22 protein-coding genes are annotated in these 18,838 nt (G+C 44.2%); 15 read left to right on the top strand and 7 right to left on the bottom strand.

Annotated features, from left to right (window positions below; translation table 11 throughout):
- Positions 1–31: 31 nt before the first annotated feature.
- Together QE417_RS12945 and QE417_RS12940 are read right to left on the bottom strand one after the other, a co-directional pair.
- Positions 32–799, bottom strand: coding sequence for an exodeoxyribonuclease III (locus QE417_RS12945; RefSeq protein WP_311950575.1), 768 nt, complete (start codon positions 797–799; stop codon positions 32–34).
- A 178-nt stretch (positions 800–977) separates the two neighbouring features.
- A complete protein-coding gene (locus QE417_RS12940; RefSeq protein ID WP_311950573.1) occupies positions 978–2,636 on the bottom strand; it encodes a glutamine--tRNA ligase/YqeY domain fusion protein in 1,659 nt (552 codons plus the stop codon).
- Between the two features lie 240 nt (positions 2,637–2,876).
- On the opposite strand from QE417_RS12940, the gene QE417_RS12935 reads away from it, so the two are divergent.
- From QE417_RS12935 to QE417_RS12910, 6 genes are all read left to right on the top strand, one after another.
- Positions 2,877–4,355 carry a sigma-54-dependent transcriptional regulator gene (locus QE417_RS12935; protein ID WP_311950570.1) on the top strand — a complete coding sequence of 493 codons (1,479 nt, stop codon included), beginning with the start codon at positions 2,877–2,879 and terminating at the stop codon, positions 4,353–4,355.
- Between the two features lie 4 nt (positions 4,356–4,359).
- Positions 4,360–4,581 carry a hypothetical protein gene (locus tag QE417_RS12930; protein ID WP_311950568.1) on the top strand — a complete coding sequence of 74 codons (222 nt, stop codon included), beginning with the start codon at positions 4,360–4,362 and terminating at the stop codon, positions 4,579–4,581.
- An 87-nt stretch (positions 4,582–4,668) separates the two neighbouring features.
- Positions 4,669–5,715 carry an AI-2E family transporter gene (locus QE417_RS12925; protein WP_311950566.1) on the top strand — a complete coding sequence of 349 codons (1,047 nt, stop codon included), beginning with the start codon at positions 4,669–4,671 and terminating at the stop codon, positions 5,713–5,715.
- 84 nt (positions 5,716–5,799) lie between these two features.
- Positions 5,800–6,129: a YtxH domain-containing protein gene (locus QE417_RS12920; protein WP_311950565.1), complete on the top strand. Its 330-nt coding sequence runs from the start codon at positions 5,800–5,802 to the stop codon at positions 6,127–6,129.
- A gap of 56 nt (positions 6,130–6,185) precedes the next feature.
- Complete coding sequence (locus QE417_RS12915) at positions 6,186–6,536, top strand: phage holin family protein (protein ID WP_311950563.1); 351 nt, start codon at positions 6,186–6,188, stop codon at positions 6,534–6,536.
- Between the two features lie 2 nt (positions 6,537–6,538).
- Positions 6,539–6,955 (top strand): hypothetical protein, encoded by a 417-nt coding sequence (locus QE417_RS12910; RefSeq protein WP_311950561.1) that lies wholly within the window; start codon positions 6,539–6,541, stop codon positions 6,953–6,955.
- A gap of 100 nt (positions 6,956–7,055) precedes the next feature.
- On the opposite strand, the gene QE417_RS12905 is transcribed toward QE417_RS12910, so the two are convergent.
- The gene (locus QE417_RS12905) at positions 7,056–8,267 is read right to left on the bottom strand and encodes a peroxiredoxin family protein (protein ID WP_311950559.1); all 1,212 of its coding nucleotides are present in this window, start codon (positions 8,265–8,267) and stop codon (positions 7,056–7,058) included.
- A 174-nt stretch (positions 8,268–8,441) separates the two neighbouring features.
- Here QE417_RS12905 and QE417_RS12900 point away from each other — a divergent pair, with 174 nt between their 5' ends.
- Entirely contained in the window at positions 8,442–8,885 is a 444-nt protein-coding gene (locus QE417_RS12900; RefSeq protein ID WP_311950557.1) for a c-type cytochrome, read from the top strand.
- Positions 8,886–8,895: 10 nt separating this feature from the next.
- Here the strand turns inward: QE417_RS12900 and QE417_RS12895 are convergent, their stop codons facing one another.
- From QE417_RS12895 to QE417_RS12885, 3 genes are read right to left on the bottom strand one after another with little or no spacing between them, the layout of a single operon-like run.
- The gene (locus QE417_RS12895) at positions 8,896–9,441 is read right to left on the bottom strand and encodes a gliding motility lipoprotein GldH (protein ID WP_311950555.1); all 546 of its coding nucleotides are present in this window, start codon (positions 9,439–9,441) and stop codon (positions 8,896–8,898) included.
- Entirely contained in the window at positions 9,438–10,919 is a 1,482-nt protein-coding gene (locus tag QE417_RS12890; RefSeq protein WP_311950554.1) for a PSP1 domain-containing protein, read from the bottom strand. Before QE417_RS12890 ends, QE417_RS12895 begins: the two co-directional genes overlap by 4 nt.
- Before the next feature lies 1 nt (position 10,920).
- Positions 10,921–12,063 (bottom strand): DNA polymerase III subunit, encoded by a 1,143-nt coding sequence (locus QE417_RS12885; protein WP_311950552.1) that lies wholly within the window; start codon positions 12,061–12,063, stop codon positions 10,921–10,923.
- Between the two features lie 157 nt (positions 12,064–12,220).
- Here QE417_RS12885 and ruvX point away from each other — a divergent pair, with 157 nt between their 5' ends.
- Together ruvX and QE417_RS12875 are read left to right on the top strand one after the other, a co-directional pair.
- Complete coding sequence (ruvX, locus tag QE417_RS12880) at positions 12,221–12,640, top strand: Holliday junction resolvase RuvX (protein WP_311950551.1); 420 nt, start codon at positions 12,221–12,223, stop codon at positions 12,638–12,640.
- Between the two features lie 6 nt (positions 12,641–12,646).
- Positions 12,647–13,435: a hypothetical protein gene (locus QE417_RS12875; RefSeq protein ID WP_311950548.1), complete on the top strand. Its 789-nt coding sequence runs from the start codon at positions 12,647–12,649 to the stop codon at positions 13,433–13,435.
- A gap of 31 nt (positions 13,436–13,466) precedes the next feature.
- Here the strand turns inward: QE417_RS12875 and QE417_RS12870 are convergent, their stop codons facing one another.
- Positions 13,467–14,102: an NAD(P)-dependent oxidoreductase gene (locus tag QE417_RS12870; RefSeq protein ID WP_311950547.1), complete on the bottom strand. Its 636-nt coding sequence runs from the start codon at positions 14,100–14,102 to the stop codon at positions 13,467–13,469.
- Positions 14,103–14,222: 120 nt separating this feature from the next.
- Here QE417_RS12870 and QE417_RS12865 point away from each other — a divergent pair, with 120 nt between their 5' ends.
- The 6 genes from QE417_RS12865 to QE417_RS12840 all read left to right on the top strand — a co-directional run bounded on the left by QE417_RS12865 (position 14,223) and on the right by QE417_RS12840 (position 18,837).
- The gene (locus QE417_RS12865) at positions 14,223–14,903 is read left to right on the top strand and encodes an O-methyltransferase (RefSeq protein WP_311950546.1); all 681 of its coding nucleotides are present in this window, start codon (positions 14,223–14,225) and stop codon (positions 14,901–14,903) included.
- A 3-nt stretch (positions 14,904–14,906) separates the two neighbouring features.
- Positions 14,907–15,434, top strand: a complete 528-nt coding sequence (locus QE417_RS12860) for a glucosaminidase domain-containing protein (protein WP_311950545.1) — start codon at positions 14,907–14,909, stop codon at positions 15,432–15,434.
- Positions 15,435–15,578: 144 nt separating this feature from the next.
- Entirely contained in the window at positions 15,579–16,478 is a 900-nt protein-coding gene (locus tag QE417_RS12855; protein ID WP_311950542.1) for a glucosaminidase domain-containing protein, read from the top strand.
- A 106-nt stretch (positions 16,479–16,584) separates the two neighbouring features.
- Complete coding sequence (locus QE417_RS12850; protein ID WP_311950540.1) at positions 16,585–17,328, top strand: hypothetical protein; 744 nt, start codon at positions 16,585–16,587, stop codon at positions 17,326–17,328.
- Between the two features lie 4 nt (positions 17,329–17,332).
- Positions 17,333–17,671 carry a hypothetical protein gene (locus tag QE417_RS12845; protein WP_311950538.1) on the top strand — a complete coding sequence of 113 codons (339 nt, stop codon included), beginning with the start codon at positions 17,333–17,335 and terminating at the stop codon, positions 17,669–17,671.
- A gap of 107 nt (positions 17,672–17,778) precedes the next feature.
- Positions 17,779–18,837 carry a DUF3078 domain-containing protein gene (locus QE417_RS12840; protein WP_311950537.1) on the top strand — a complete coding sequence of 353 codons (1,059 nt, stop codon included), beginning with the start codon at positions 17,779–17,781 and terminating at the stop codon, positions 18,835–18,837.
- Position 18,838 lies beyond the last annotated feature (1 nt).

The raw sequence follows: 18,838 nt of genomic DNA, 5'->3' as shown, positions 1-18,838 counted from the left end.
AACGGGTAAACAAAAGCTTGCTTCTGCAAACCTAAACATCCAGTTCCAGCAACACCGGGCAATGGTCGGAGTGTCTTGCTTCGGGCAAAATAGCGGCGCGTTTAATGGTGCTTTGCAGTTCGGTAGTTACCATATTGTAATCAATACGCCAGCCTAAGTTTTTAGCGCGGGCATTGGCGCGGAAGCTCCACCAGGTATAGTTGTGCGGTTCGGGATTAAGGTAACGGAAACTATCTACAAAACCGTTATCTACAAAGCGGTCCATCCAGGCACGCTCTTCCGGCAAAAAGCCTGATGAGTTTGCGTTCGCTTTTGGGTTATGAATATCGATAGGCTTGTGGCAAATATTGTAATCGCCGCAAACCACCAGCTTGGGGTAAGCCCACTTTAATTTGTTCAGATATTCGCCAAACTCATCCAAAAAACGGTATTTAAAAACCTGGCGCTCATCACCGCTCGATCCTGATGGGAAATACACGCTCATGACCGATATATCCTCAAAATCAACCCTGATGCAGCGGCCCTCGTTGTCAAAATCTTCAATGCCGCAACCATACTCCACATGTTTGGGCGTGTGTTTGGTAAAGATGGCCGTACCGCTATAACCTTTCTTTTGGGCCGGATACCAGTAGTGCTGATACCCCAACTGCTCTACCAAAAACAGATCAGTAAGCACATCGGGTGTGGCTTTAATTTCCTGTAAGCACACCACATCGGCATCGGTGGCCTGCAGCCAAGATAGCCAGCCTTTGGTCATGGCCGAGCGTATGCCGTTTACGTTGTAGGTGACGATTTTCACTTTTATATTATAATGCAAAGGTTGGTGACAACACCAACCTCAGGTTTAATTTATTTTTTGTTTCAGCAGGGTCTCTCAGAGAGGACCCTGCGCCGCGTTGATGCAATTACTTCAGCATTTTGTTTCAGCAGGGTCTCTCGTAGAGGACCCTGCACGGACTAAACATTACGAATAATAATTATCCCTTCTTCACCCAACCATCCTTCAAAGTCACCGTGCGGTTAAATACCAGTTTCTCGTCGGTAGATAGTTTATCTAAAGTAAAGTAACCTTTGCGGATGAACTGGTAGCCTTTGCCTGGTATTGCAGCAGCCAGATCGGGTTCAACATAGGCGTTAATGATCTGTAAGCTGTTCGGGTTCAGGTCGTCTTTAAAGTCGCCTTCTTCGGCGGCCGGATTTTCTGATTTAAACAGACGATCGTACAAACGCACTTCGGCAGTTTTAGCACCCGGTACGCTTACCCAATGGATGGTGCCTTTTACATTAATACCGCTGGTGTCGTTACCCGATTTTGATTCGGGAATATAGGTACAATGCACCTCGGTTACGTTGCCATCGGCATCCTTTACAAAGCTCTCGCATTTTACAATGTAGGCATGCTTCAAGCGCACCATAAGCCCTACACCCAAACGGAAGAACTTTTTAGGCGGAACTTCCATAAAATCCTCGCGCTCAATGTAAATCTCGTTGCTGAACGGAATATCTCTACCGCCTTCGCCACCTTCAACCTCAGGGTTGTTTTCGCCGTGCAGGGTTTCGGTTTGGCCTTCGGGGTAATTGGTAATAACCAGTTTTATAGGGTCTAACACGGCCATGCGGCGCCATGCGGTTTTGTTCAGGTCTTCGCGTATGCAAAACTCCAGTAAACCCACGTCTATTAGGTTTTCGCGCTTGGCTACGCCAATGCGCTCACAAAATTCACGGATAGAAGCCGGTGTATAACCACGGCGGCGTAAACCGCTAATGGTTGGCATGCGTGGGTCGTCCCAGCCCTCCACGTGGCCTTCGTTTACCAATTGCAGTAGTTTGCGTTTGCTCATTACCGTATAGGTAAGATTCAAACGGGCAAACTCGTATTGGTGCGACGGAAATACTTCCAGTTTTTCAATAAACCAATCATACAGTGCGCGGTGGGGTATAAACTCCAACGTACAAATAGAGTGGGTGATCTCCTCGATCGCGTCCGACTGGCCATGGGCAAAATCATACATCGGGTAAATGCACCATTTATCGCCTGTGCGGTGATGGTGGGCATGGCGTATGCGATACATCAGCGGGTCGCGCAGGTGCATGTTGGGTGATGCCAGGTCAACTTTGGCACGCAGCACTTTAGCGCCATCGGGATATTTACCGGCCTTCATGTCTTCAAACAGTTGCACATTCTCTTCAATACTGCGGCTGCGGTATTGGTTAGGCGTGCCGGGCTCGGTTGGGGTGCCTTTTTGGGCAGCAATTTCTTCAGGAGAACTATCGTCAACGTAGGCCAGTCCCTGCTTAATTAAGTTGAGGGCAAAGGCATAAAGCAAATCAAAATAGTCGGACGCGTACAGCTCATTAGCCCATTCAAAGCCTAACCAGCGCACATCTTCCTTAATGCTTTCTACGTATTCAGTATCTTCGGTAACAGGATTGGTGTCATCAAAACGCAGGTTGGTTTTACCGTTATAACGCTGCGCAAGGCCAAAGTTTAAGCAAATAGATTTGGCATGCCCAATGTGTAAATAACCATTAGGCTCAGGAGGAAAACGCGTGTGAACACGGCCGTTGTGCTTGCCGGTTTCCAGGTCTTTCTCAACAATTTCTTCAATAAAATTCAGTGCTCTTTCTTCAGTCATACTTATACGTGTACAAAGGCAAATGTAATAAAAAATAGCACTTTTAAGCAGAAACAAGCCCTGTGTTTGACCGCTGTAACTCCGCGAGTATATGTATAGTTTATCTTGTACGACTAATTTGTTTAGATAATAGTTAAATAATAATGTACAAGCCTTGTTATAATGTAACAAATTTTATCATTTTTGTAGGAAGAGCTACCTTTAGAGAACAGATTACCTATAATTGAGTAAATTGCCACTATGAAGAAAATCCTCATCATTGATGATGAAGTAAACACCGCGTTATTGCTTTCCAAATTTTTAACCCGTAATGGCTTTGAGGTTGCCACAGCCTCGAGCGGAAGTAACGGGATGGAACAGCTTAAAAACAGCGAGTATAACTTAGTGCTTTGCGATTACCGTTTGGAAGATACCGACGGCCGCGAAATGCTGAAGTATATCAAAAATAACTATCCAAAAACCGGTGTAATTATTATTACCGGTTACTCTGATATTAAAATGGCGGTTGAGCTCATTAAAATGGGCGCATATGATTACATCACCAAACCGCTGTACCCTGATGAGATACTGACCACCATTAACAAGGCTATTGAAACACATTACGCTTTATTGGAGGCTGCCGAGCAGGAAGCCTCATCGGCATCGGCTGCGGTGGGTAATACCAAGGCAAGCGGTGGCAGTAAGGATAAGAGCAAGCAGGTAATGTCTAACGAGTTTGTGAGCGGTAGCAGCCGTGCATCAAAGGAGTTGTTAAGACAAATTGAGCTGGTAGCACCTACCAATTACAGCGTAATTATTATGGGAGAGAGTGGTACCGGTAAAGAGTCGGTTGCCAAGAGCATTCACCTCAACAGCTCACGCCGCGATCAGCCCTTTGTGGCTATGGACTGTGGCTCGTTAACCAAAGAGTTGGCTCAAAGCGAGTTCTTCGGTCACGAAAAGGGCTCATTTACCGGTGCATTGTATACCAAAATAGGTCACTTTGAGATGGCTAACGGCGGCACTTTGTTTTTAGATGAAGTAGGTAACTTATCATACGATATTCAGGCAGCCCTGTTGCGTACCGTGCAGGAGCGCAAGGTAAAACGCATTGGCTCAACCAAAGAGATCGACTTGGATGTGCGCTTGATCGTTGCCACAAATGAAAACCTGCAGGATTCGATACAACGCGGCCGTTTCCGTGAGGACTTATACCACCGCTTTAACGAGTTTAGTATTTACATGCCTGCCCTGCGCGAGCGTGGTAACGATATAATTTTATTAGCCGAGCACTTTTTACGCAGCGCCAACCAGGAGCTGGGCCGCAGTGTAAGCCGCCTGTCGCCCGAAGTAGTGGAATGCTTTATGAGCTACCGCTGGCAAGGTAACATACGCGAGCTTAAAAACGTGATACGCCGTGCCACCCTGTTAACCGAGGGCGACGAGATACCGATGAAAGCCCTTCCGCTCGAAATGCTGGCCTACAGCCGTTCGTCATTTGATGGCCCTACCAACTCGGGTTCATTTGTAGGCATGCACCAGGAGCAACCATCGGCTGCACCTGCACCGGTTAAAGAGGTACGCCATGATTTAAAGAATGCCGCACTCGAGGCCGAGTACGAAACCATATTAAAAGTGCTGCGCGAGGTGAATTTTAATAAAACCAAGGCCGCCGAAATTTTAAAAATAGACCGCAAAACGCTCTACAATAAAATGAAGGCTATCAACTTAGGCAAATAATAACATGGGGTTTGAACAGGACGAAGAGGAATACAAAGCAGTTGAAGGACCGGCCATACGTACGTTTAAGCACGATATTAAAAATCAGCTATCGAACATTCACCTGGCTTTAGCGCAATTGCCTTACGAGGTTGAAAACCCTACTGAAGATTTTGCTTTTTATTTAGATACCATTAAAATGAGCTGTGCAAAAATTGATAGCATGGTAAAAGAGCTTGGTGTGTAGAGCGCTTATTTAGTACCGTTTTATATTACAAAAAAGCGCCGAACATTTCGGCGCTTTTTTGTTTATTAGTTTTCAGCATTTTACCCCATGCCAATTTTCAGTCATCAGCAACGGAATAATATTGTTTTGGTAAGCATTATTGTACTTGGATGCTTTTTGCTGTACGCCCTTAGCGAAATTTTCAGTTCAATTTTGGGAGCCATTGTACTCTATGTATTATTCCGCCCGTTATACCTGTTGCTAACTGAAAAGCGCGGCTGGAACAGCGGACTTTCGGCTATTGTGATTATGTTCACATCGCTGGTCGTAATTGTAATCCCGTTTTTGTTGCTGAGTTTTATGGTGATTGAAAAAATCATCAGCTTTAAAACCGATGCTATTCCGCTTGATTCGTGGATAGATAAGATTGATATGTTTACATCCGAACATTTCAATCAACCCCGCTTTGCCGAGGAGACACTGCAAAAACTGGGTAGCTATGCCGCCGAACTCTTCCCTTCCATTTTAGGCAGTGCGGCCAGCATCATACTCACCTTGCTGGTAATGTATTTTATATTATACTTTATGTTTGTGCAGCTGCGCGAGTTTGAAGCACGCATGTTGCGTTATGCGCCGTTCAGCCAGCAACATGCCTTAAAATTTGCCGATGCCTTGCGTAGTGCTACTTACTCTAACGTACTGGGGCAGGGTATCATTTCATTGGTGCAAGGCGTTTTGCTGGCCAACGGGTTTTGGATAGTGGGTATACCCGATGCTGTTTTTTGGGGGGTGATCGCCACCTTTATTTCATTTTTACCGGTGGTTGGCGCGCCAACCTTATCCATTCCGGCTGGTATTTATTTGATGCTTTTAGGGCGCAACTGGGCGGGTATTGGCATTATGGCTTACGGCCTGCTGTTTATTGGCAACCTCGACCATGTGTTGCGTATGGTGATCAATAAACGTATTGCCAATACACATCCTGCAATTTCTATTATAGGCGTGTTTATAGGTTTGCCATTATTTGGTATTTTGGGCCTTGTTTTCGGGCCGGTACTATTATCTTATTTTATACTGCTTACGCAGGTTTATGAAACTAACCGCATGGCTGCCGACCGCCTGGAGCGGGTTCATGTTAATCCGGGAAATACATAAATTTACTAATAGCTATAAACAAACCTTTACTTTAGTCGTTAAATAAAAAGTAACCTAACAATTTATAACATAACTTATATCACCATGAATACAAAAGATGTAACCAACCTGATTAACAAAATTCCGGGCTTAAAAAAAGAAGCAGGTTTAGGCGATGGCGCAAAAATTGCAATTGCACTGCTGGCAGGCGTTGCTGCAGGCGCAGCATTGGGTATCTTATTTGCTCCTGATAAAGGAACTGAAACCCGCGATAAACTATCAGAATCATTAGCCAACCTGGGCGAAAGCATTAAAGAAACTGCTGCTGCCGAGATTGACCGTCTTGCTGGTTTAAAAAGCAAAGTGGTTGATAATATTAAAACCAAAATTAACGGTGCCGAAGCCGAGTATCAGGATGACCTGGAACACGCATAACTAACGCAATCCTTTGAGGGTTGTATATCTACCGGAGAAATATATCTGATTTATAGATGGAAGAGGAAAAAAAAGCTGAACAGCCACCACAGCCCAACATATTCGACGAGCTAAAGGACTACGCCGAAACGCGCTTTACGCTGGCCAAGTATAAAACCATTGAAAAAAGCACATCTGTTGCTGCAAGCCTGGTTACCGTTGTGGTGATTGTATTTAGCCTGCTGCTCACCTTTTTGTTTGCCACATTTACGTTGGCACTCTACTTAGGTGATGTACTGGGTGCAGCCTGGAAAGGATTTGGCATAGTTGCGCTATTTTACCTGCTGATAGCTTTAATAGTTATTACAGCTAAAAAGAGCATCGAAAAGCCGATTGTTAACCTGCTGATCAGCAAAATATTTAAATAAAGATGGACACCATACCCGTAAAAACTATATTCGACCTGCAATCGGAAATTATCCGGCTCGAAAAAAGCAGGCAGGAGCAGGAGATGGTGTTGAAGCAGCGCTTCAGCGGTCCGTCGGCTATAATATCATCCATTCGTTCGGCATTTCCGAAAGCCCCTGAAGGCCAGGGAGGTGGGGGAATTGGCTCACTATTCTCGCCCGATCTGGTTAGCTTAGTATCGAGGTTTGTATTGCCTTTGGCGCTTAACAAAACGTTATTCCGCAAATCAAACTTTATTATTAAAACTGTAGTTGGGTTGTTGTCACAAAAGGCATCTACCTACATCAGCGAAGATTCGGTAACCTCGGTTTGGGGTAGGGTAAAATCGTTGTTCGGCAAAAAGCCTTCAACAGCCCGCAAGCCTTCCACGGTTAAATAGCCAAAGTAAAGCCGGTATATGAGATACATAAAAGGCGACCTTCATAAGGCCGCCTTTTTTTGCTTTAATGCACTCCAGAGAAACGTTTGGTAGGACAGACTTACTTCTCCGCCAGCAAACTCTCCGTCAATCGTTCAAACTCATTTACAAAATCAGTATAGTAGCTGCCTGTACCCGGGCCGTTAAAGCCAGTGTAAATTCTACGTACTTCTCCTTTTTTATCGATGATGATAGTGGTTGGAAAAGCCAGTACACTGCTCAACATGGGCAAGCTTTTGGCCGCATCTTTTTTATTGCTGGTGTAGCCCGTTAATAACAGTGGGTAAGGTATGTTGAAATGATTTTTTTCTTGTAGAACAGCCTTTTTTGATTTCTCGAAATCGGCTGTGCGCTCATAGGCCAGTCCGGCAATTTCAACGCCTTTTTTGTGATACTTTTTATAGTAGTTAACCAGGTATGCGGTTTCGTCCATACAATTTGGGCACCACGATCCCATAATTTGAAGTATTACCACTTTGTTTTTAAAGCGGGCATCATTCAACGACACCTTTTGCCCGTTAAGGTCAGGGAACGAAAACTCGATTTTTTTATAGCCGGGTTTTAAAGCCGTTAACGAGTAGGCATCGGGCAATTTGGCGTTAGGGTTTTTAACTGCCGTCCACGGGGTTCGTCCCCAAAGTCCGTTAACAAGGGTTTGGACATCTTTAATATCAGCTGTAAATAAAAACGCGTGTCCGCCGTCAAAGCAGGATAAGTATAGCTTGTTACCACTTACGCTGCCTTCCAAATAACGATAATCTCCGGTGGTGGTTAAAAAGGTGCCGGTTATGCGGTTGCCAGTTTGTTTGAATTCGCCCACGGTGGTATCGCGGTCGGTACCGTCACCAAATACGGCCGACCAGCGGCCTGAGATATTATAAGCCGGAGCTTCGGGTTTTTCAAAAAAACGCCAGTTTTGGCCGTGTTGTGCTGTAAAAGGAGTTGAGGAATTGCGCTCGCCCAAATGTTTAATAAACTGCCCGGCAAGCTTATTGCCCTCCTGTTTAAGTCTAAACTCCGAATCAAATAGCGGCATGCGAATGAATACTGAATCGCCACCGGTTTTAATATCAGTTACCTTGAGCCTTTCGCCTGCGTTAATGATATATAACTGCTGACGTTTAGCACTATCCTTCACCTCAAAATTAAAAGGGAGTTGGCCCCCGGCAGATGTTAGTATACCACGCCAAATGCCGGTTTTAAGCTTAATTTGGGCTGAAAGGGCAGTAGCCATTGCCACATATATGAGTAAGAATGATAAAGTCTTTTTCATGATAAATAAATCAATGCTGCAAAATAACTAAATGGTTGGTTGTAGTCTACCAAATTTGTAGAATTTGACATGGGTGTGGAGTAAGATACTTGTTACAATTGCGGCACAGGGTAAATTGTAATGCTTTTTTATATTTTTGAGGGAGCAGATCATCCTGTTAACCATCAAAAACCAATGAGAACTTTGAAAGTAATACCGTTAATATTAATAGGCCTTGTGGGATTATCAGCACAAGCTCAAACTAAAAAGTCTGTAGCCAAAACCAAAACAGCTACAACCGCTGCGGGCGATATTACTGCATCTGCTAAACGCGGACAAGTGGTATATGCATCAAACTGCCTGGTATGCCACATGGCCGATGGTGGAGGTGTGCCGGGGATGAACGCTCCTTTGGTTAAAACCAGCTATGTATTGGGCAGTAAGCAATCACTAATAAACGTATTGTTAAAAGGTATGCAGGGTGTAGAAATCGACGGCGAGGAATACCGTAACGTTATGCCGCCGTTTACACAACTCACCAATCAGCAAATAGCCGACGTGCTAACCTATGTGCGTAATAACTTTGGCAACAAAGCGCCGGCCATTACGGTAAAAGACGTAGCTGCAGTTAGAAAATAAATTTCAAAGATTATTGTGCCTTCGCTACACGCAAGCCAACATCATTGACCGCACGAAGCGGATTATCGCGCATGTTTTGCTCAATTTCGAAATGGTAGCGGCCTTTTGTCGGGAAGCGATAGTTGGTTTTAAACGGAATTTGATAGCTGTACATACTGCCCGATCCTTTGCCCAGCCATTCGCCGGTAGGGCTGGCCAGTTTAAGTTCAAACCTTGTGGGGGCTGCTTTTTTGATGCCGGGGCCGCCTTCATATAACAGCACAAACATATTAGAGTACCTGTAATCGGCAGTTACGCGTAAGTTAAAGTATAGGTTATAAGCAATTGCCGGATCGTCGATCTGCACATCGAACTTTATTTTATTTCCGTAGCTCCAGTTGTGGTTAGCTACGGATCTATTTTCGTCCATAATGCGGCCGGGATCGGTGCAGCTGCTTACTATAGTTATTAAGCCGAATAATAAAATAACAAACCATCGTTTTATGTCATTTCGAAAAGATTGCTTGTTCCTCGAAACGACAATGTTTGTGTTACTTATGCAGCTAACTAATTTCATGCCTGCGGACCTTGGGGTTGCTGGTTATTATCGGGTTTGTTGCCGCCGCCACGGTTCCGGTTTGGCCTGTGCCTGCGGTTGTTGCGTTTGGTAGCGTTGTCTGCGCCTTCGGCGTTAGCTTCGCCTTCGGGTGCAGCTTTTACAGGTTTAACAGCATCGTTATTGCCCGGTTTGGGCTGTTGCTGCCTGTTGGGGTTTTGTTGGCGTTGCTGCTGGTTATTATTTTGCCTTTGCTGGTTGTTACCGCCCTGGTTTTGCTGCGGTTTACGTTGCTCAGCGTTTTGCTGTGGCTTGCGCTGCTCGGCATTTTGTTGAGGCTGGTTACCGCCATCCTGACCTGGCTTTTTCTTGTTTTTATTGCGGTTACGGTTGCGGTTTTGCTGGCTGCGGTCATCCAAACGGGTAAGGCTGTCTTGTCCAACCACGTTTTCGTAGTCAAGCACCTTGTCTGGCACGGCTTGTTCTTCCACCTCATCTAAGAAATACTCAGGCGTGATGTTCTCTTTATTAAGTTTTTGAATTTCTTTAACGCGGGCAATAGGCAACGCAATCCAGTTTTCGGCACCCGGCAGGCTAAACCACATCATACGTTTAAATATGTCGGTTTTTTGCAAACGGGCTTCGCCTTGTTCTGTACGCAAATAATTTACGTTATCGGGGATGTGTTTCAGTGCATCCATGTAGCTGTCCAGCTCGTAGTTGAGGCAGCATTTAAGCTTGCCACACTGCCCGGCCAGTTTTAGCGTATTTAACGACAGGTTTTGATAGCGTGCCGCAGAGGTAGATACCGTTTTAAAATCGGTTAACCAGGTTGAACAGCACAACTCGCGGCCACATGAGCCAATGCCGCCTAAGCGGCTGGCTTCCTGGCGCATGCCTATCTGGCGCATCTCGATGCGTATACGGAAAGCCTCGGCCATTTTCTTGATCAGCTCACGAAAATCCACACGGCCTTCGGCAGTATAATAAAAGGTTGCCTTGGTTTTATCGCCCTGGTAATCAACATCACTTATCTTCATCGATAAGTTGAGTTCTAACGCCAGCGTGCGGGCTTTGTGCATGGTTTCCCACTCTAAGCCTTTAGCCAGGTTCCACTTATCCACATCGGCGGCTGATGCACGGCGATAGATCTTCTTGGTAACATCGGCCTCTTTAACGTGGCGTTTTACCATTTGCATGCGCACCAACTCGCCTGTTAACGATACGTGCCCAATGTCATAGCCGCCGGTTGCCGTTTCAACAGCCACCAACTCGCCCGATTCGAGGTATATATTATCAGCGTTAAGGTAAAAATCCTTACGCGAGCCTTTAAATTTGATCTCAACTATCTGGAAGGTCTTAAAGTTCGACGGCATGTCCATATCTGACAGCCAATCGTATACATCCAGCTTACTGCAGCCATTGGTCATGCATGACCCATTACTTTTGCAGCCCGCCGGTGTACATCCGCCTCCGGTTGAGCAACTTCCACATCCCATATTAGGTTATATATTGATTCCCTTGCGGGATAATTTTAAAATGTAATATTTTTATAATCTGCAAAGATACATCTAAAAACAAAATTTTAGGATTTGCATTTCGTTCTACAGCGTAATGCGCCTTTTCGAGCACGGCGGTTATAGCCTCCGTCATCTCAATGGTCATTACTGCCGACATTTTTTGCGCCGTTTCTTTTTCGGCCGCAGGTAAATGTACCAGTTCGCCCGCGCCGCTCAGTATGAGGCAGCACTCGCGTATATAATTAATGCCGTAGCGTATAAAATTCTTTTGGGGTTCGCGGCCTGCCTTGGCTATCTTGTCCACAAACTTCATCATTTCCAAACCCTTGTTGCTGTAACACTTACGCAGCCAGTCTAAAAAATCCTGATGAAAGCTATTGCTTTCCTGGTACAGCATGCCCAGCGCTTCGGTTAAATTGCCGCTGCTCAGGTATGCCGCTTCTTCGGCCGTTTTACCGGGGAAACCTTTTTCATTTACTAAATAATCGCGTACATCGGCATAACCCAATGTTGGTATTTTAACCAGTTGTGTACGCGACAGAATAGTGTTCAATATCTGATCCTGGTTTTGCGCTACCAATAAAAAGACCGTGTTGGGTTGCGGTTCTTCAATTATTTTAAGCAGTGTGTTACCCGCTTTATCTAAATATTCGGGCAGCCACAGGATGAGTATTTTGTAAACCGACTCGAACGGTTTTAAGCTCAGTTTTTTAATGATTTGATGGCACTCGGCAATATTGATATTGGCCTGCTTATTTTCGGCCTCCAAATAACCGCGCCATAAATCGAGGCTTAGGTACGGATGGGCTAAGAATGCCTCGCGCCATTGCTCAATGAAGCTGAGTGAGGTGTCGTTTTTATCGGATGCAAAAAAAGGATAAGAAAAGTGCAGATCAGGGTGAACCAGTTTTTCGTATTTGCGGCATGATGAACATACTCCGCATGAATCAGTTGGTTGCTTGTCTTCGCAAGAGAGATACTGGGCATAAGCAACCGCAAGCGCTAAACTACCCGACCCTTCGGGGCCCAAAAACAACTGGGCATGGCTAACCCTATTCTCCTGAACGGTGTTTAACAAACGTTGCTTTACAGCTTGCTGCCCTACTATCTCTTTAAACTGCATTGGTGCAAGATAGGGAAAATTTTTAGTTGTGGGTTGTCTGTTGTGAGTTGTGTGATTGGCGTTTTTATAGAACAGGACAACAACACAAAGTTATTAACCATGCAAATACTTACTTTTACAAAGTTCAGATAACTCACAACAGACAACCCGCAACACTATGAGAATAATGGCTTTTGATTACGGTACCAAGCGCATAGGCATTGCCGTTACCGATCCATTGCAAATGATAGCCACCGGGTTGGAAACTGTGCATCCAAACCTGATAGTAGAGTATTTAAAAAAGTACCTGCAAACCGAACAGGTGGAAAGGTTTGTGGTGGGCGAACCTAAGCAAATGGACAATACGCCGTCGCAATCGGCCATGCATGTTAAGGGTTTTGTTAATTTGTTGAAAAAGACTTTCCCCGATGTTCCAATTGATATGATGGATGAGCGCTTTACCTCCAAAATGGCCTCGGCGGCTATACTGGCGGGTGGTGTAAAAAAATCAGTCAGGCAGGATAAGGCGTTGGTTGATACTGTATCGGCCGTTATACTATTGCAATCGTGGATGGAACGGAGATCGTTCGGGTTTTAGGAGCTTATGGAGAATAACCAGTGGGTTTTAGAAATTGCCGTTTTACTACTGCTGATATTTGTTGTTGTTTTTCATCCGGGTAAACTCAATAAAGTTAAGCAAAGCCCTGATGTGCTTTTACGAAAGTATTATAAATGGTGGTGGATATCGATTGTTATGCTGGCAGTTTTTTGGCCGCTCATGACCTGGGGTATTGGCAAAGGGCTGCAATACTTAATGATGATGGAAACAGATGATAACCCACGTATTAAGTACCAGGCTTATATTGATGGGTTTACATGGTATTTTCCGGCTGCTTTTTTGGCCGTTGCGCTAAGTTATTTTCCTGTAGAATTACTTTGCCGTATTGTTGTGCCCAGGCAGGAACTCGCAGAGTATTCGCCTTTTATAACACTCAGAACAGGTGCAGATGAACTGAAGATTTGGAAACCCATGGCTTTAGTTTTAGTAAGTATGGCGTTGATCATGGTTTTTTTGATGAGCGATTATTATATCAAGATATGGAACTATAAAATTGAGATAAACGCCTTTACAGAACTATCGGCAAAAGAGTACAATTTTAAACAGATTAAAAAGATAACTTATGTAGAGTATAGCCGGGAAACAAGTAAGTATTCACGCGATACCAATAGAATTGTTGAAAATCCGCATCATCATATCTTGTTTAGCGATGGTTATTTATGGGACACCAACAAGGGAACGCTCAAGATGAATAAAGAAAAGGAGGTTGTAAATTTTTTAAGCAACCGTTGCAACATACATGTAGACACCTTATGGGTTGATGACAGAAACTAAAAAGAGCCGGCAATCACCGGCTCTTTTTTAGTTACAAACTCGCCACAAAGGGGGCTTTCCTCACATATTCCTTATTATTTATCTGCTGCACTATAAATTCAGCTAAATCGGTAGTGCTGATATCTTCGCCCGGGCAATCGTGCAAATCAACGATCAGCTTTCGTCGTTCATCGGTTTGCTCAATTAGCGGCAGGCGTATCATGGTGTAATCAATATTACTTTTGGCTACTAATTCGTAGGCATCCTGCTTATTGGCCACAGCTTCTGGGTAATGCTGCCGCATCCATAGGCTTTTGGCCTGGTTGGTTTCGCTTTTTCGGTCGCCGGGTACATCGAGGTTTAATCCCGATAAAAAAACATAACGCTCGATGTGATGCTTTTCCATACCACTGATGATGTGGCGGGTAGCCAGGGCTGAACATAATGGCTCACCGGGTTTTTGCCCCAGAGTGCTAATTACAGCTGTACAGTTTTGTAAGAGCATATCAATTGTATCTGCATCTTTTGCATCGCCCTGTATTACTTCTAACAAAGGATGAGAAATTAGAAATTCTTTAGGTTTACGGATGAGCGCATTTACTTTATAACCGCTTGTTAACAAATGTTGAAGAATATATTTTCCGGCCTTTCCGGTAGCGCCAATTAAGGCTACTGTTTGATGTGTCATGATTATTTGTCTTAATAAAATTTGAGAATGATGCCCTGAGATTGGGCAATAGAAAGCTCAGCTCCTGTTTAAGAAGTTGGCTGAATGCTGTGATTATATGTATTAAGACAGTACGATAATGTGAAGTTAGTTAAAAAAGTAAAAAAGCCCGACATTTGCCGGATGGAAATACTCGATCCACAATTACAAACCTACCTCGAAACCCACTGCGACCCCGAGCCCGAGGCGCTGAAGAAAATAAACCGCGATACCTATTTAAAGCAGTTAAAACCCAATATGCTGAGCGGCCACTACCAGGGCCGGTTATTGAGCATGTTAAGCAAAATGGTGCAGCCTAAACTGGTTTTAGAAATAGGTACCTTTACCGGTTACGCCACTATTTGCCTGGCCGAAGGGCTTACCGAGGGTGGAAAAGTACATACCATAGAAGTGAATCGCGAGCAGGAGGATACACTGCGCAACAACTTCGAACTGGCTGACGTACAAGACCGTATAGAGCTTTATATAGGCGACGCACAGGACGTACTATTTGGATTGTCAGAAAATATTTACGACCTTGCGTTTATCGACGCGGATAAGAAGAGCAATTTGACTTACTTCGAGTTGATTATTGATAAGATACGACCGGGAGGTTTAATAATAATTGATAACGTTTTGTGGAAGGGCAAAGTGTACGGTGATGCAAATGATACCGACACTCAGCTTTTCAGAAAACTAAATGACACCATAGCTGTTAACACACAGGTTGAAAAACTAATATTACCTGTGCGAGACGGCGTGCTCGTCATCAGAAAAAAGTAAATTATGAAGAAAATCTTACTGATTGCCTGTTTGTTAACGTCGGCTTTTGCTGCTTCGGCACAAAATACTTCAAAAACATATGTAGACAAGTTCAAAGATAATGCCATTCGCATTATGCACGAGAGCGGTGTACCGGCAAGCATCATTTTAGCTATAGCCATGCACGAAAGTGCCAGCGGAAACAGCAAATTAGCCCGCACGCAAAACAACCACTTTGGTGTAAAAGGTAAAAGCCCTGTATCTTATACAGGTCGCAAAAAAACTAAATCGGCCTACAAGCAATACGACTCCGCAACCGACTCTTTTCAGGATTTTGCCCGCATCATGACCGAGCGTAAGCAGTTCAGCCACCTGTCGGTATCGCTTTCGCATTATGATTATAAAAGCTGGGTAAAAGGTATACAGCGCAGCGGTTATGCCAGCAGCAAAAAATGGGGTTCGCAGGTTTTGGGCTTAATCAACAGGTACGACCTGCATGCTTATGATGAGCAGCCTGATTCGGTTAAAGCTGCTGAGCCTAAAAGACAATAAATTTTAAGATTCATTTAAAAAATACCCGTCATTGCGAGGTACGAAGCAATCCCTGAATTATGCTTATCAAAAGCATTTATCAGCACAGAGATTGCTTCGTACCTCGCAATGACGTTTTTGTATAAACCAGAACTCAAATCATCCGTGGTTAAAAATATAGCATACCTCTTTATCCTCAGCCTTTTGCTTTCGGCATGTTCATCGCGCCGTAAAACGGTTTACACTCCTCCCCGTTCATCAGGCAATACAACGGCAAGCAAACCTGCCCCGGAGGTAAAACACAATCCTGAATACAAAAAGAACAACGAGCGCGTACAGCAAGAGAACAAACCGGTTACGGGTAGCACTACACCAGTATCATATACGGTTGCCAGTTATGTGGAACGTTTTAAAGCTATTGCTATTCAGGAAATGAACCTGTACGGCGTTCCTGCCAGTATTACGCTGGCGCAGGGCCTGCAAGAATCGGGCTTTGGTAATGGCGAACTGGCACGCTACGCTAATAATCACTTCGGCATAAAATGCACCAGCGACTGGACCGGCCGCAGCTATTACAAGGATGATGACAAGGTTGACGACTGTTTTAGGGTGTACAACAACCCCGAAGAGTCATACCGTGACCACTCTGAGTTTTTAAAACGTAAGCGCTATGCTTCCCTTTTTGAACTGGATAAAAACGATTACGTGGGGTGGGCCTACGGCCTCAAGAGGTGTGGCTATGCAACAAACCCTAAGTACCCCGATCTGCTTATTAATACCATAAAACGTTATAGCCTCGACCAGTATGACCGGCCTGAAGGTGAGGTACAAAAAATTAAGCGTGAAGACCGGGTGTTAGCCGAGATAAATGAAAATGTTGCCAATCCGCAAAAAGATACTATTGTAAAAGCTGCCCCCGTTGTTAAACTTTATACCGTAGGCACAGGCGATACGTTATACAATATATCCAAACGTTTTAACCTTACGGTTGAGGAGCTAAAAGCGCTGAACAACATGGCCGACAATAACATAAAGATTGGTCAGCAACTCATAATAGCAAAATAAAACACTTGGAGTAAAAGCTGTTAAAAAGCGTTAAATTTATCAAGCTTGCTGAGTTTGTTACGTTTATTATTTAAACCTTTGTATCCCGGTACATTCTGAGTTATTGATGAGATATTGGCTATTGCTTGTTGTATGTTTTACGGCTATTGGGGCTCTTGCGCAAGATAAACCCGTTATAGGTTTGGTTTTTGATAAAGCCAGCAAGGAACGTATAGCCAAAGTAAACGTACGCAATCTGCGCAATGGCCAGTCGGTTTATAATACCCTGAAAGCCGATTTTAAGATTAATGCCCAGCCCGGCGATGCCCTTGTTTTTAGCAAGCAAAATTATTTTAGCGATACCGTGCGTGTACCCGCCAGTGGCGATATGGCCGTATATCTTAAGGCCCAGAGCATTATGCTCAAAGAGGTAAACGTGCGGGACACTGTACTTTCTGCCCAGCAAAAACTCGAACAAACCAAAAGAGATTATACCAAAATATACGGCTCGCTGGCCCATCGAGACATTTTAAGCCTTTCTCCCGGTTCGGGTGCAGGTATTAGTATTGATGCCTTGTGGAATATGCTGAGCCGCAGCGGGCGTAATGCCGAACATTTGCGCGAGCTGATAGAGCAGGATTATAAATTGAATGTGATTGATCAGCGTTTCAGTAAAAAGCTCGTTCAGCAGGTTACCGCTTTGCAGGAACCTCAACTTACAGCGTTTATGACGCGTTACCGGCCAAGTTACTACCAGGCAACCACCGCCAGCGATTATGAGTTTATTAACCAGATCAAAGCAAATCTAAAGCGTTTTCAGCGTAATCCTGATGCCCGCTATTTAATGCCGCTTACCACACCAACGCCATAAACTTATGGGTTATCCGGTTATTGTATGCCCATGGTTAAAGGTTGATGGTATGGCTTTGTTTCCGTTCGTGCTGGTAAAAACAGAAAAACTTAAACACGATGAAGTGCTCATCAGGCACGAAACCATACATTTAAGACAGGCGGTTGAATTGCTGGTTATACCGTTTTATTTGCTGTACCTACTCAACTATATTGTAAACCGCGTAAAGTACAAAAGCCATCACACCGCGTATATGAACATAGCTTTTGAGCGTGAGGCCTACAGTAACGAGCAAAATACAGCTTATTTAAAACAGCGAAAACTTTGGGCATGGATGCACTGTTTTAGCAGAAAAAGGTGTTAAATGAAATCAAATTTTTATACCCAGCGCATTTTCGTTTAATTTGTTGCAATATGTTGAGAACCGCACTCGCATTCATTTCTGTCCTTTTGCTTAGCTGCGCCGCTGCTATGGCACAGCAAACCGATAGTTTACGCCGCGTAGATAGCCTGAAACAGGTTGATTTAGACCTGCGCCGCATAGCCGACAGTTTACGACGGGCTGATAGTGTACGCCGCGATAATATAAAAATAGATACCAATCTCATAAACCGTTACCGTATCGACCCCCGCCGTAATGCTTTGCCACAGCGATTACGTCCATTACAGGTTTTTCCTGAATATATGCCCGTATCCATGATGGATTATAAGGTGAGTTACTGGCATAAGTATGCAACTATTGGCATTAACTTTAATCAGGCCACTTTTAGCAATAACTGGACTGGTGGTGGTGTAAACTCCTTTGCTATAAATAGTAATGTTGATTATAAAGTTGAGTATAATAAACAGCCGTTTGTTTTTACATCACAGTTGATATTATTGTACGGGCGGTCAAAAAATAAGGAACAACTGCCCCGTAAAACCAACGACCGTATTTTTTGGGATAACAAACTGGCCACACAATTATCCAAATCATGGTTCTTTTTCGGATCATTAAGCTTTGAGTCGCAGTTTGATAAGGGTTTCAGGTACGATGCCAATGGAGCGACTACACTTATTTCGCAGTTTATGGCGCCAGGCTATGTAACTGAGTCTTTTGGTTTTGAGTACAAACCCAATAATTGGTTCGATTTACGTATTGGTACAGGTACAGCCCGCCAAACTTTTGTACTAACAGATAATATAGAATACTCGGGCGATGCGCCTGGTAAGGCCTATAACGTAATCAAAGGCCGTTCGATGTATAACGAGTTGGCATTTCAGGCGGTAGCTGCGTTTGATAAGGAGGTGATGCAAAACCTGCGTTTAACCTCGCGTTATCAAATTTTCATTCCATACGGCCGGGGTGCTCAAAATATCGATCACCGTTTAGATCTTACTATTGCCGCCAGAGTGAATAAACTTGTTGCAGTAACGATAACCGGCGTAGCCATATATGATAGGGATGCTTTTGCTAACCGCACCGATACAAAACCCGGCATTCAGGCCAGTGAAAACCTTGCGTTGGGTGTAATATATAGGTTCCCGTAAT

Origin of the sequence: Mucilaginibacter terrae (genome assembly GCF_031951985.1) — a bacterium.
GTDB lineage: Bacteria > Bacteroidota > Bacteroidia > Sphingobacteriales > Sphingobacteriaceae > Mucilaginibacter > Mucilaginibacter terrae_A.
This window is presented reverse-complemented; position numbering and strand designations above follow the sequence as displayed.

Coding starts and splice junctions, on each gene's coding strand:
- QE417_RS12940 (WP_311950573.1), bottom strand. CDS start 2,636: ATGACTGAAGAAAGAGCACTGAATTTTATTGAAGAAATTGTTGAGAAA.
- QE417_RS12935 (WP_311950570.1), top strand. CDS start 2,877: ATGAAGAAAATCCTCATCATTGATGATGAAGTAAACACCGCGTTATTG.
- QE417_RS12930 (WP_311950568.1), top strand. CDS start 4,360: ATGGGGTTTGAACAGGACGAAGAGGAATACAAAGCAGTTGAAGGACCG.
- QE417_RS12925 (WP_311950566.1), top strand. CDS start 4,669: ATGCCAATTTTCAGTCATCAGCAACGGAATAATATTGTTTTGGTAAGC.
- QE417_RS12920 (WP_311950565.1), top strand. CDS start 5,800: ATGAATACAAAAGATGTAACCAACCTGATTAACAAAATTCCGGGCTTA.
- QE417_RS12915 (WP_311950563.1), top strand. CDS start 6,186: ATGGAAGAGGAAAAAAAAGCTGAACAGCCACCACAGCCCAACATATTC.
- QE417_RS12910 (WP_311950561.1), top strand. CDS start 6,539: ATGGACACCATACCCGTAAAAACTATATTCGACCTGCAATCGGAAATT.
- QE417_RS12905 (WP_311950559.1), bottom strand. CDS start 8,267: ATGAAAAAGACTTTATCATTCTTACTCATATATGTGGCAATGGCTACT.
- QE417_RS12900 (WP_311950557.1), top strand. CDS start 8,442: ATGAGAACTTTGAAAGTAATACCGTTAATATTAATAGGCCTTGTGGGA.
- QE417_RS12895 (WP_311950555.1), bottom strand. CDS start 9,441: ATGAAATTAGTTAGCTGCATAAGTAACACAAACATTGTCGTTTCGAGG.
- QE417_RS12890 (WP_311950554.1), bottom strand. CDS start 10,919: ATGGGATGTGGAAGTTGCTCAACCGGAGGCGGATGTACACCGGCGGGC.
- QE417_RS12885 (WP_311950552.1), bottom strand. CDS start 12,063: ATGCAGTTTAAAGAGATAGTAGGGCAGCAAGCTGTAAAGCAACGTTTG.
- ruvX (WP_311950551.1), top strand. CDS start 12,221: ATGAGAATAATGGCTTTTGATTACGGTACCAAGCGCATAGGCATTGCC.
- QE417_RS12875 (WP_311950548.1), top strand. CDS start 12,647: ATGGAGAATAACCAGTGGGTTTTAGAAATTGCCGTTTTACTACTGCTG.
- QE417_RS12870 (WP_311950547.1), bottom strand. CDS start 14,102: ATGACACATCAAACAGTAGCCTTAATTGGCGCTACCGGAAAGGCCGGA.
- QE417_RS12860 (WP_311950545.1), top strand. CDS start 14,907: ATGAAGAAAATCTTACTGATTGCCTGTTTGTTAACGTCGGCTTTTGCT.
- QE417_RS12850 (WP_311950540.1), top strand. CDS start 16,585: ATGAGATATTGGCTATTGCTTGTTGTATGTTTTACGGCTATTGGGGCT.
- QE417_RS12845 (WP_311950538.1), top strand. CDS start 17,333: ATGGGTTATCCGGTTATTGTATGCCCATGGTTAAAGGTTGATGGTATG.
- QE417_RS12840 (WP_311950537.1), top strand. CDS start 17,779: ATGGCACAGCAAACCGATAGTTTACGCCGCGTAGATAGCCTGAAACAG.